Source organism: Dethiosulfatibacter aminovorans DSM 17477 (genome assembly GCF_900142005.1).
Lineage (GTDB): Bacteria > Bacillota > Clostridia > Tissierellales > Dethiosulfatibacteraceae > Dethiosulfatibacter > Dethiosulfatibacter aminovorans.
Genome location: NZ_FQZL01000021.1, coordinates 1 through 12,670, shown reverse-complemented (window position 1 = coordinate 12,670; position 12,670 = coordinate 1). Strand labels below are relative to the sequence as shown.

The 12,670-nt window shown below is 41.8% G+C and carries 10 protein-coding genes and 1 pseudogene; 6 read left to right on the top strand and 5 right to left on the bottom strand.

Going from position 1 to position 12,670, the window contains the following annotated elements; genetic code table 11:
* Positions 1–3: 3 nt before the first annotated feature.
* Entirely contained in the window at positions 4–1,368 is a 1,365-nt protein-coding gene (locus tag BUB05_RS12675) for a sigma-54 interaction domain-containing protein (RefSeq protein WP_073049990.1), read from the bottom strand.
* A gap of 164 nt (positions 1,369–1,532) precedes the next feature.
* Here BUB05_RS12675 and BUB05_RS12670 point away from each other — a divergent pair, with 164 nt between their 5' ends.
* The 3 genes from BUB05_RS12670 (at position 1,533) to BUB05_RS12660 (ending at position 5,441) form a co-directional block, all read left to right on the top strand.
* Positions 1,533–2,780, top strand: a complete 1,248-nt coding sequence (locus BUB05_RS12670; RefSeq protein WP_073049989.1) for a sensor histidine kinase — start codon at positions 1,533–1,535, stop codon at positions 2,778–2,780.
* A complete protein-coding gene (locus BUB05_RS12665) occupies positions 2,777–3,619 on the top strand; it encodes a DNA-binding domain-containing protein (protein WP_073049988.1) in 843 nt (280 codons plus the stop codon). Before BUB05_RS12670 ends, BUB05_RS12665 begins: the two co-directional genes overlap by 4 nt.
* A 172-nt stretch (positions 3,620–3,791) precedes the next feature.
* Positions 3,792–5,441, top strand: coding sequence for a Na+/H+ antiporter NhaC family protein (locus BUB05_RS12660; RefSeq protein ID WP_073049987.1), 1,650 nt, complete (start codon positions 3,792–3,794; stop codon positions 5,439–5,441).
* A 136-nt stretch (positions 5,442–5,577) separates the two neighbouring features.
* Here BUB05_RS12660 and BUB05_RS12655 read toward each other — a convergent pair whose 3' ends face one another.
* The 3 genes from BUB05_RS12655 to yedE are packed head-to-tail and all read right to left on the bottom strand — an operon-like array spanning position 5,578 to position 7,109.
* Positions 5,578–5,814, bottom strand: coding sequence for a putative Se/S carrier protein (locus BUB05_RS12655; RefSeq protein ID WP_073049986.1), 237 nt, complete (start codon positions 5,812–5,814; stop codon positions 5,578–5,580).
* 1 nt (position 5,815) lies between these two features.
* Positions 5,816–6,022 (bottom strand): sulfurtransferase TusA family protein, encoded by a 207-nt coding sequence (locus tag BUB05_RS12650; protein ID WP_073049985.1) that lies wholly within the window; start codon positions 6,020–6,022, stop codon positions 5,816–5,818.
* Positions 6,015–7,109: a YedE family putative selenium transporter gene (yedE, locus tag BUB05_RS12645; protein WP_073049984.1), complete on the bottom strand. Its 1,095-nt coding sequence runs from the start codon at positions 7,107–7,109 to the stop codon at positions 6,015–6,017. Before yedE ends, BUB05_RS12650 begins: the two co-directional genes overlap by 8 nt.
* Positions 7,110–7,324: 215 nt before the next feature.
* On the opposite strand from yedE, the gene BUB05_RS12640 reads away from it, so the two are divergent.
* Both BUB05_RS12640 and BUB05_RS12635 read left to right on the top strand, forming a co-directional pair.
* Complete coding sequence (locus tag BUB05_RS12640) at positions 7,325–8,491, top strand: aminotransferase class V-fold PLP-dependent enzyme (protein ID WP_073049983.1); 1,167 nt, start codon at positions 7,325–7,327, stop codon at positions 8,489–8,491.
* A 12-nt stretch (positions 8,492–8,503) separates the two neighbouring features.
* Positions 8,504–9,394: a selenium metabolism-associated LysR family transcriptional regulator gene (locus BUB05_RS12635; RefSeq protein WP_073049982.1), complete on the top strand. Its 891-nt coding sequence runs from the start codon at positions 8,504–8,506 to the stop codon at positions 9,392–9,394.
* 61 nt (positions 9,395–9,455) lie between these two features.
* Here the strand turns inward: BUB05_RS12635 and gatB are convergent, their stop codons facing one another.
* Complete coding sequence (gene gatB, locus BUB05_RS12630; RefSeq protein WP_073049981.1) at positions 9,456–10,883, bottom strand: Asp-tRNA(Asn)/Glu-tRNA(Gln) amidotransferase subunit GatB; 1,428 nt, start codon at positions 10,881–10,883, stop codon at positions 9,456–9,458.
* 168 nt (positions 10,884–11,051) lie between these two features.
* On the opposite strand from gatB, the pseudogene BUB05_RS12625 reads away from it, so the two are divergent.
* Positions 11,052–12,408 (top strand): annotated as a pseudogene (locus tag BUB05_RS12625) (transposase).
* Positions 12,409–12,670: the final 262 nt, after the last annotated feature.

Below are 12,670 nucleotides of genomic sequence, written 5' to 3'. Positions count from 1 at the left end.
AATTCACTGTGTCGCTTTCGATTCACATATGTATTTCCTGCACAGCTTGGCAGCCCTCGTCTGAGTTATTCCAAGTTTTTTAGCCAGTTTTCTGGTTGAATTCGCCTCTTCATAAGCTCTTCTTACTATATCTCCTTCATATTTCATCATCATGTCATCAAAATTCCCGTCAACGGATAGATTGAAATCACTATAATCACCGGATATTTCATAAAAATGCTTCGGAAGATGCCATGGCATGATTTCAACATCCTTGCTGACAACAACAAGTCTCTCTATTATATGAGACAGCTCCCTTGTATTTCCTCTCCATGAGTAGTTCACGAAGATATCCTTGACCTCCTTGGAAAACCTGTGCATTTTTTTGTATTTTTCATTATATTTGTTCAGATAGAAATTGCACAGCAGAAGTATGTCCTCCCTTCTCTCTCTGAGAGGCGGTATGAATATCTCAAATACGTTTATCCTGTAGTACAGGTCCTCCCTGAATCCTCCCGTATCCACAATTTTCTTGATATCCTTGTTGGTGGCCGCTATTATCTTGACATCAACAAATTCCGGCTTGGTTCCCCCCACCGGATAAAACTTCTTTTCCTGAATAAATTGAAGAAGCTTGGCCTGTATCTTGTAGGGAATCTCCGTTATCTCGTCAAGGAAAAGAACTCCTCCGTCGGCCTCCTTCACCAGTCCGATCTTTCCTTCCTTTCTGGCTCCGGTGAAGGAACCCTTGACATAACCGTAAAGCTCGGATTCAAGAAGTTCCTTGTTGATGGCGGCGCAGTTGATGTGTACGAATGGACCATCCTTCCTGCTGCCGTTTTCATATATGTATTTACCTATGAGGCTCTTTCCCACTCCAGATTCTCCTGTTATGAGGCAGGGTGAGTCAATCTGCGCAATAGTTCTTGATAGGTTTAGAACTTCATCCATTGACTTGCTTGAATATACGATTTCAGATGTCCCCTGCATCTCTATATCCACATTGACAGCTTCAAGATTGAAAATATTCTGGCTTTTGTCGTCTTCTATGCAATCCCTCACATTCATGACTACATGGGTGAGTTCACCGTCATCACTGAATACGGGAACCGCTATAGTCAGTATGCTGGCACCAAGCTTTGTGCCCTGGTGCTGTCTCGCTGCCTTTTTCGTTTCGTATACATATGGAAGTATGGATGCATCCCAGTACTTTCCGGCAAAATCATAAAAGGACCTGTTCATCATCTCGTCCTTGGTCATTCCATAATGTCTTTCGCAGGCTTTATTGACATAAACGATATTATAGTTGTTGTCGTAAATGATTATCTCGTCAAAAAGCTCATCAACCAACTTGACGAATTCACTGTATTCCATCTGATTCATCTTCATGACAATCCTCCCTCATTGGTATTCATTATACCATATCACATGAAATGAATACACCTCAGTCAATTTTACCATATGGACTTATTGCATGGAAGAGTAGTATAATGGTCTATATGTGCAAGGATTCACTGTTGAATCATAATGCATAATACTGGCATGGAGTATATATGAAAGACTTAAAGCAAATGATTCTCATAGGCCTCTTCGTATCGGTCGGATCACAGTTTCATCTGAAATTCTTCTCGGAAGGATTTCTTATTACATCATCCATAATAATTCTTCCAATCTTGTTGTACATCTACGACTATCTTTCCGCCTTCAAGACCGTATTGATTGTGGCCGTAATGTCACCCTGCTTCAGATACCTAATCGAGATATTCAGAGGATACACATTGTCTGAAGCAGCCGTCATGGTCTATCCCGACATATTCTTCTATGTAGCCTATGCCTTCTTTTTCTACCTGCTGTATACAAGAAAGAAACGGCACCAGCTTTCGGACTTCATCCTGGCAATCCTCATGTGCGATTTCCTGTCCAACCTTGTTGAGCTTGGCGTAAGGACAAGAGTCACGGAAATGGAAGACTCCATGATTCTTCTCATAATTGGAGTAGCTGTAGTAAGAGCCATAATAGTGTTTGCACTTATCCTCCTTCTGGAAACCTACAAGTCAATAATGGACAAGAGAGACCACCTCAAAAGATATGAGAAACTCTATATGCTCACTTCATTTTTCAAGAGCGAAAGCTACTATATAAAGAAGAACATGGACCAGATCGAATCACTTATGAAAAAAGGCTTTGAAATACACAAGGCAGTAGCGGAAGGCGAAAACAACGAAGGGCTTGAAAAAATGACCCTTGAATTTGCAAAGGACATTCACGAGGTCAAAAAGGACTACCAGCAGGTTGTAAAGGGACTCGATATACTCGAGGACGACAAGATGGAATCCGTTCCAATGGACATAGCCGACATAGTAAAGATAATAACAGCCTCAATAGACAAGAGCGAAGTGAATCTGCGAATAGCCATCAACTTCAACGAAAAGATAAAGGAACACTATTATCTGACCTCCATATTGAGGAATATGATCAACAACTCCCTGGAAGCCTTTGGCAAGACAAAGTATCCTAGAATAGACATCGAAACGGAAAGGCAGGACGATGCCTGCATTTTCACCATCAGGGACAACGGCTGCGGCATAAAGCCCGAATATATTGACGATGTATTCTTCCCCGGCTTCTCAACCAAGTTCAATATGGAGACTGGTGATATATTCAGGGGTCTTGGACTATCCATAGTCAAGGACCTTATAGAAACCCATTTCAACGGAAGGCTGGCCATAGACTCGAAAGTCGGCACAGGCACTGAAATGAAAATAGAAATCCCAATAGCAAACTTGAGAGGTGACATATGAGAAACCAGAAAATTTATCTTATAGACGACGACCAGGCCGTTCTTAAAAGCCTGAAATTCCTCATTGAAGAAAACGACCTCGGAACGGTCGTCGGGTATACCACCAAGCCCCTTGAGTCAATCAAGGACATTGAAATCCTGAAGCCGCAGGTTGTAATAGTCGACTACATGATGCCCTGCATCGACGGACCTTCCCTTATAGAAAAGCTTGAGAAAGTCCTGACCGATGCCAACTTCATAATGCTTTCAAAAGTAAGCGACAAGGGAATGATTGCTGAAGCATATTCCAAAGGAATCGAATACTATATAAACAAACCCATAAACATAGTTGAGGTTTCACACATCCTGAAAAATCTGTATGAAAAGGTACAGCTTCAGGAAAAGCTGAAACAGATCCATCAGATATTCAACATGGACAACTCGCAGACAGATTCAGCCCAGGAAGACTATACTGAAAATGCAAGGGCCATACTGAGGATACTTGGAGTATCTGGAAAATCGGGATACAGCGACATAGTAAAAATTTGCACTTATGTGCTCAAAGAGAATATAGACATATACGACTCGGATCTCAAGGATATCTTCAAAAAAACGGATCTTGACTACAAGTCTTCCGTTCAGCGTATCCGGCGTTGTGCTTCCCACGCACTGCGAAACATAGCAAACCTGGGGCTGGAAGACAATTTAAGCGAATATTTCCAGAAATATTCAAACTCCCTCTTTGGCTTTGAAACCGTCAAATATGAGATGGATCATATAAGAGGTCTGAGGAGTGACGGCGGAAAGATCAACGTGAAAAACTTTCTTACAAACCTTGTTGACCTGTCCAAGGATTATTAGCAGCTTTGCTCACAGCAAGGCTGCTTTCTTTCTGTTTGGGAAAGTTGCTTTCTCGGTTTGTGAAAACGTTTTATTCTTTTGTTGAAGTTTTATGAAATATTTTGAAGTCTGATGAAACCTTCCGATATTATTTATATGTATTAATAAATAAATGATTTTTAGGAGGATTTTTATGGAAAATGTAGTTGAGCATTATGGTATTTTATCTTTACTGCCGCCGCTTATCGCAATCGTATTGGCATTTACTACCAAGCAGGTTATACCTGCATTGTTCGCAGCAATCTGGGGCGGAGCAATAATACTGTCAGGCGGTAATCCCCTTGCAGGATTTGCAATGACTATCGAAAAATACATTGCAGGTTCAGTGGCAAGCTCATGGAATGCAGGAATCATCGTATTCGACATGGCTCTGGGCGGAACCATCGGAATCGTAGCCAAATCCGGCGGTGCAAAAGCAATAGCCAACTGGCTTGCAAACAAGGCAAAAAGTGCAAAGAGCGGTATGGTGGCAACATGGGCCATGGGTCTTCTGATCTTCTTCGACGACTACTCGAACACACTTCTTGTTGGAACAACCATGAGACCTCTTACGGACAAGCTCAAGATATCAAGGGAAAAACTTTCATTCATAACCGATGCAACTGCAGCTCCTGTAGCCAGTATGGCTTTCATAGCAACCTGGACCGCTTATGAAATGGGTCTTCTGAGAGACGCTTTCGCATCAATAGGGGTTGAAACTAATATCTATGGAGCATTCCTTCAATCCATTCCTTTCAGGTTCTACAGCTTGATTATGGTTGGATTCGTACTTATGATCTGCTTCACAGGCAAGGACTTCGGACCAATGCTTAAGGCAGAGGCAAGAGCAAGGCAGACCGGCAAACTATTGGCTGACGGCGCCATTCCACTGGCCTCAAAAGAGCTTACTGAAATGGAAATTAGCGACGAGATACCTCTGAGAATGAGAAACGCTATAATTCCTATCGTTACAGTTATCGCTTTTGTAATAATCGGACTCTACGTAAACGGAAGAAACGCAATACTTGCAAGCGACAATGCTGCTCTCATCCAGCAGATAAAGGATACCCCGTTTGCATTCACAGTAGTAAGAGATGCCCTTGGATATTCAAACGCATCTGTAGCGATGATGTGGGCTTCATTTGCAGGAACAATAGTGGCTTTCGCATTGGTACTATCACAAAAGATCCTTACTTTCAGGGAAACAATGGACGCTTGGGTTGACGGTGCAAAATCCCTGGTAATCGCAGTTTTCGTACTTGTACTTGCATGGGGAATAGGCGGCGTTGCAAAGGATCTTGGAACAGCAAAATTCCTTATACAGCTACTGGCAGGAAAGATTTCTCCAAATGTAATACCTATGGCGGTATTCCTTCTAGGATGTCTCATAGCATTCTCTACAGGAACTTCATGGGGAACTACAGCTCTTATGATGCCTATAGCAGTACCTCTTGTATACGAGCTAAGCGGAGGAGACACAGGAGTATTGCTTTACGCTACAATAGGTGCGGTATTCACAGGTGCGGTTTTCGGAGACCACTGTTCTCCAATATCTGATACTACAATCATGAGTTCAATGGCTGCAGCATCAGACCATATTGACCACGTTAAAACCCAAATGCCTTATTCAGTGACAGCAGCGGTAGTAGCCGTTGTAGTAGGATATCTTCCGGCAGCAGTTCTCGGCATCAATCCATTCATATCAGTAATACTTGGATGGGCTGTATGTTACGCCATACTCAGAGTCAAGGGACAACGTCCGGAAGATTATGTACTTCCTGAAAAAATGCACAAACAAGCTTAAGGTAATATTCATACTATATCAAAAATACTTAAGAGGCATGGCAGCAGCAACAGAAAAACGGACCGTAGATTATCTACAGTCCGTTTTTATTTAATCCCCTTTCAGCATATATAAAAAACAAAAAGTTTTTTTATGCCTATTCCGCTTCATAGAGAAGTCGGTTTTCGGAGTTTTCCGAAAGGAAAATCTTTTCTATTTCGTCATCAATAAGATTCTCAATTTCTCCATCGTATCTGATTCTGGCGCTTATGCTGCAGTTTGAGCTTAGTGCCCTTGGTACGGGCATGAGCTTACATGGAATATCCATGGATTTTACCTTCCTGCTGAACTTCATAGCCCCTGAATGGGTAAAAAACAGTACATTGTACTCCATGCTATTTCCTCGCACTCAATATGTACAGTTCCCCTTCTTCAGATATTTCAACACTGTATTTGAATTTCTCAAGATATCTTTTTACATTGATTTTTGCCGTATTGTTGTCCACTACTATTTCCGCACCCTCAGGGTTTTTGTCCAGAGCCTTCTTTGTCATCAGTACAGGCTGAGGACAACTCATTCCACATGTATCTATTCTAACCATGATTTACATCTCCCTTCACATTTTCTTTACTGCTGGATTTTGCAGCCAGTTCCGAATTGACATATGATACTGCCGCAACAACTACAAGACATAAAACTACTGCGATCTGCCCATTTACACTTGGTCCCTTTGGACTTGCCGCCAAACCGAAGTTGTGGCAAAGTGCCGCTCCAAACAAAAGACCCATTACAGTCACTGCAGAGTCTGTATTACCCTCTCCTGCAAGAATCAACTGTCTCAGCGGACATCCTCCAAGAAGCACGGAAGCCCATCCCACAAGTACCATTCCAAGCATGTTCCACAATCCGTCCGTATGTGCAACAGGCTGACCTTCAAGTCCCAGGTTGAAATAACCAAGGGCAATGTTTCCAATTGCTGCAAATACAATTATGGATATGAATCCGGCAAGAAGATAGCTGTCCCTGAAAAGAATCATGTCCCTTGTTCCACCAACCATGCAAAGCCTTGTCTTTTGTGACAGCGCTCCAACCAAAAGTCCTGCAGCCAGTGAAATTGCCATTGGTGCATACATTGCTCCCGGTCCGCTTTCGCTGAAAAATACAAAAGAAGGTGCAGCAGCCAAAAGAATAAATAATCCAATATTAACTATAGGGAACATATATCCTTCCGCATTTGTCATCTTGTAGTTTCTCTTAAGATTGAATCCCCTGTTGAGGAAAAACACACCTGCAAATATTCCCACTATGAATCCTACAAGGCCGAATACTGCATTAATATCTCCTCCGCCGATTCTGAGAACCATCCTCATTGGACAACCAAGGAACATAAGCGCTCCTATCATTACCATCATTCCAAGAACAAACCTTGTAAATGGAGCAGAGCCTCCTCGTGATTCAAATTCGCCATTTTTGACTGACAGAATAAAGGCTCCCAGTACAAGGCCTATGATTTCAGGTCTTATATACTGCACTACACCAGCTCTGTGCAGGCCGATTCCTCCAGCTATATCCCTTATGAAGCATGCAATACAGAAACCCATGTTTGCAGGATTCCCAAAATACACTAGTGCCACAGACACCAGACCGATGATACCACCGGTAATTATAATTCCTTTCTTGTTATTCATATAAAACCTCCAAATTTTATAAAAGTTCAATTGCAGTTTTCAGTTTAACAGCACTTTTCCTCCATGTGAAATAGGAATAATATATAGTGATTTTCACAGTATTCAGAATACTTATATCATTTGAATTTTTACCCATAAAAGAATATAATCGTGTTTAGAATAATAAGCATAATATTTTTAACTATCAGATACTATACTATAAAGGTGGATAAACAATGAAAAACATATACTTGGACAACGGAGCAACCTCATTTCCAAAGGCACCAGGCGTCGCAGAAAGCATGTCCCACTATCTATTGGACATAGGCTGCAACGTTAACCGAGGCGCATACGACTCCTCTCTCGAAGCTGAAAACACAGTATACGAAACAAGGGAGCTTCTATGCGAACTATTCAACTTTCATAAGCCGGAAAATGCAGTCTTCACCAAAAACATCACGGAAAGCATGAATGTAATACTTAAAAGTCTCCTTAAGAGAGGGGATCATGTAATAGTATCTTCAATGGAACACAATGCTGTAATGAGGCCACTCAACGCCCTTGCTGAAAGAGGTGTCGAATTTTCAAGGGTACCCTGCAGCATAACAGGAGAGCTGAATCCCGATGACATAAGGGATTTCATAAAACCGAACACCAGGGCCGTAGTACTTACCCACGGGTCCAATGTAAGCGGAACAATGATGGATATTGAAAAAGTGGGAAAAATCTGCAAAGAAAAGAACCTCTATTTCATTGTGGATACGGCTCAGACCGCCGGTTTTGCAGACATAGACTTCCAAAAGTCAAATGCCGACATCATAGCCTTCACCGGTCACAAAAGCCTCCTTGGACCACAGGGAACGGGAGGATTCATAGTGGATGACGGAATACTTCAACACATGTCCACCTTCATTGAAGGAGGTACCGGAAGCACCTCTGACATGGAAATACATCCAAGCTACATGCCCGACAAATTCGAGGCCGGAACCATGAACATACCTGGCATATACGGTCTGAACGCAGCCCTCAAGTATCTTTCCAATGGGAAAATAAAAGAAATCAGAGAAAAAGAGCTCTATCTTCTTGATGGTTTCCTAAAAGACATATATAATATAGATGGAATACGACCCGTTGGTCTTCCATCAACAGAAGGAAGGACAGCCATCGTATCAATAGATTTCCTTGAAAACGACAATGCTCTGGTTGCCCACAGTCTCAATGAGGATTACGGCATCATGACAAGATGCGGTCTTCACTGCGCTCCGTCTGCACATAAAACCCTCGGAACCTTTCCCCAGGGTACCGTAAGGTTCGGTTTCAGTCATTTCAACACCATGGACGAGGTGAAATACGTCGTAGACAGCATCAACAGGATTCTCAAGGAAGTACAGTATCAAAAATAAAGGCGGTAAAATTTGGAATTCAATCAACTGGAAAGTTTCATAAATGTAGTAAATTTGAAAAGCTTCTCCAAGGCTGCAGAAAAGCTTTTTCTCACACAACCGACCGTTTCAAACAATGTTCAAAGTCTTGAAAAAGAACTTGGAACGGTGCTTATAAACAGGAACAACAAAAGAATCACAGTTACCGCAGAAGGCGAACTGCTCTACAGCTATGCGGTAAACATGCTCAACATGAGGGACCGAGCCTCTAGTGAAATCGGAAAACTGAAGGGAAGGATCTGCGGCAATCTTGAATTGAGCTCCAGCACCATTCCCCAAGAATATATATTGCCCAGATATCTGAAGGAATTCTCTGTAATGTATCCTGACATGACCTTTACAATCAACCAAAAGGATTCGAAAAACGTAGTTGACGATGTCATAAAGGGGTATACCAACTATGGAATAACTGGAGCAGTCTACGAGTCAAAACAGCTTGAATACATCCCTTTTTATGAAGACAGAATAGTACTTGCCGTGCCACACTGCCACAGGTTCCAATTTGATGATTATGAAGAAATTGATTTCAAGCTATTAAGTACTGAAAAACTCATAATGAGAGAAGAAGGCTCAGGGACAAGAAAGATTCTTGAAAAAGCCTTTGCAGATTCAGGCTTGAGCATATCCTCAATGGATATAGTGTCATCAGTGGAAAGCAATGAAACAATAAAGAAAATGGTGGAACTGGACATGGGAATTACCTTCATGTCTGAAATAGCAATAAAAAACGAAATAAAACTCAACCTTATCAAACCCCTCCTGGTGAAGGGACTTGATATAAGAAGACAATTCTATTTCGTATACAGCAAGAACAGATACCTGTCTCCCCTTGCAGAAAAATTCAAGAAATTCCTCATATCCTGAAAAAAAGCACCCTCCTGATCATCACATGGAGAGTGCTTCCTTTTTTTGTATTATTGTTTCATCAGCTGTTAAGGGCTTCTTCAAGTATTCCTTTGATCGTACCTGGGTTACCCTTTCCTTTTGTGGCCTTCATGCACTGGCCCATGAGGAATCCGAAGGACTTTTGCTTTCCTTCCTTGAAATCAGCAATTGCCTGAGGATTCTCTTCAAGTATCTTCTTCACTATACTTTCAAGCTCGTCGCTTGAGCTTATCTGCCTAAGACCTTTTTCTTCTATCACTTCGCCTACGGACTTGCTGCTGTTGCAAATCTCATCAAAAACTTCCTTTGCTGCAGTTCTGCTTACAGTCCCTTTCTTAACCTCTGCAATGAGATCCGAAAGCTGAACTTCCGTCACCGGTATCTCATCCTGAGTCTTTAAAACCCTCAACACTTCAGTGATTATCCAGTTTGCAGCCTCCTTCGGCTCCTTTGAAAGCTCCACAGTCTTCTCGTAGAAGTCTGCAATCTCCTTTTCCTCTATGAGTATTTCAGTATCCTTTTCAGATATTCCATACTCTGACACCATTCTTTCCTTCTTCTGCTTGGGCAGCTCCGGAAGGGTATTGCGGATGCTTTCCACCTTCTCTGCAGGTATGATAACCGGTGGTAGGTCAGGCTCGGGAAAGTACCTGTAATCGTGGGCATCTTCCTTGGTCCTCATTGTTATCGTCCTTCCCTTGGCTGCATCCCATCTTCTTGTTTCCTGCTTGATCTTGTGTCCCTCGCCATAGCTGTAAAGCTCTATCTGACGTTTTTCTTCCTTCTTGATGGCCTTGAACACTTCCTTTATTGAGTTCATGTTCTTTATCTCAACCTTGGTGTTCAATACGTCGGAACCTGTTTCCCTGACGGAAATGTTGACGTCGCATCTCATGGAACCCTGCTCCATACGGCAGTCTGATATTCCTGAATAAACCAGTATTGCCCTTAGGTTCTTGAGGAATGAAACCGCCTCTTCCGCAGACCTCATGTCAGGCTCGGAAACTATCTCTATAAGCGGCACCCCTCCCCTGTTGTAGTCAATCAGCGTGTTCTCCTCGTCTTCAAGGTGGATAAGCTTTCCTGCATCCTCTTCAATATGTATTCTGGTCAATGCTCTTTGAGATTTCTTTCCATCCACCTCTATTTCAACATAGCCGTTTGAACATATAGGCAGATCGTACTGTGATATCTGATAGGCCTTTGGAAGGTCCGGATAGAAATAGTTCTTCCTGTCGGTCTTGTTTATGAGGTTTATGTCGCAGTTAAGGGCCGTTCCAGCCTTCACTGCAAGATTGATTACCTCTTCGTTGAGAACCGGCATTACTCCCGGCATTCCCGTACATACGGGACATGTGTTCTTGTTCGGCTCCGCTCCGAATTCTGTGGAGCATGAGCAGAATATCTTCGATTTTGTAGCAAGTTCAACGTGTATCTCCAGTCCAATTACAGTTTCAAATGATGCCATTACTCCACCTCCTTAAGTTCAGGTATAATAGGCGTTTGCGAAACGCCACAACCCGCAGAAATGCGGGACTTTTTTTGCAATAAAAAATATAACCCCTCACCGAATTGTGGTAAAATTAGATTGCGAGAAATAAAATCACCAAAATCCAAAAGGAGTTATATTACAACTATGATAACACAAACTCAGCTTTCTTTGGCAGATATTTATTCTGATTGCAGTAATATTTATGAAAATGACAAACCATACTTCCTGCAACTGCTAGAATCCAATCTAAATCTCGATGAGCTCATTCCGATTAATTTCCGGAACAAGTTTTACGCTCCCACTGGTAGACCTCGTACTTACAAACTTAAGGCTATGCTGTGGGCTCTTATCCTACAACGCATCTTTTCCATTTCTGAAGACTCACTCTTAATTACATTCCTTACCTTTTCCAAGGAACTAAGAGAATTTTGCGGTTTTCAAAAGGTTCCGGATGCTTCCAAATTCACCCGCTTCAAGCAGGATTTCTTACCTGAACTGAAATCCTTGTTCGATAACCTGGTTGATGTTACAGAACCCATTTGCCATCAAATTGATGAAGCCAAGGCTTCCATGACAATCTTTGACACTTCAGGTATTGAGGCTTACGTAACTGAAAACAATCCCAAATTCTTAAACAGAATCGTAAGTAGACTTAAAACATACAAGAAAGTCATGGGGTTCAGTGATTCCTACGATCCTTACAAGGCTGCTTATACCTTAATGCCTACACATGCTGCTTCAAACGATGAAATCAAACAACTTTATATCAATGGACATTTCTGCTATGTCTACAAGTTCGGCATGATTACCAATGGTTTGGGCATTGTCAGAGACATATCCTTCTTCAACAAGGATTTCCTTGATTCTCATCCTGATATTGAAGTTGAGAAGAAAACAAATTCTCCAAATGAAGACAAGTCCCTTCATGATGCCAAAGCTCTTATTCCAGTACTTGAAGACTTTTTCGAAAAGCATCCCGGCATTTGTCCTGATGTATTCCTTGGTGATGCCGCTTTTGACAGTGGACTTATATACAAATCACTGCTTCAGGATCTGAAATTTTCAAAAGCCTATATTCCATTGAATTCAAGGTCTGGCATTACCTATCCTGATTGTCCTGTCAATTCAAATGGCATACCTTGTTGTCCAAAAGACAAATCGCTTCCTATGAAACCAGAAGGTACTGCTAAACGAACTAACGGCTTAGTCAGGTTCAAGTTCTCTTGTCCAAAAGTTAAATTCGTCAAACACGATGATGGAAAGTACCGACGTCAATGCTACTGCGAAAATCCATGTACCGATTCTAAAAGCGGAAGAATGTTCTACATCTATCCCGAAAAGAATCTTCGTGCCTACCCAGGGACAATACGTGGAACTGATGAATGGATTGACACCTACAAGATCAGAGGTGCTGTAGAAAAATCCATAAACCATTTCAAGGACAGCTTCTGCATCGCCAAACGAAAGAGTCAAAATGCTAAAACCCTTCATGCTGACCTGATACTTTCTGGTATTACACAGCTAATCACTGTGGTCCTTGCTGATAAAATCAATCAGCATAAACTGATCAGGAGCTTGAAACCTTTGATTGCTTAGGTATTTCTCATTTTTGTCATACCATTATTTTGTGTGCTCTTTTTTGTCTTATTTCAATTAAAGTTGTCATATTTCCGCGTTTTTTTACTTGTAGTCACTTGTTTTATGTGTATGTCTAGATTTATGTCGTTTTTTCTAGTTTTTGGTGATAGTTTTGCAATTACCTA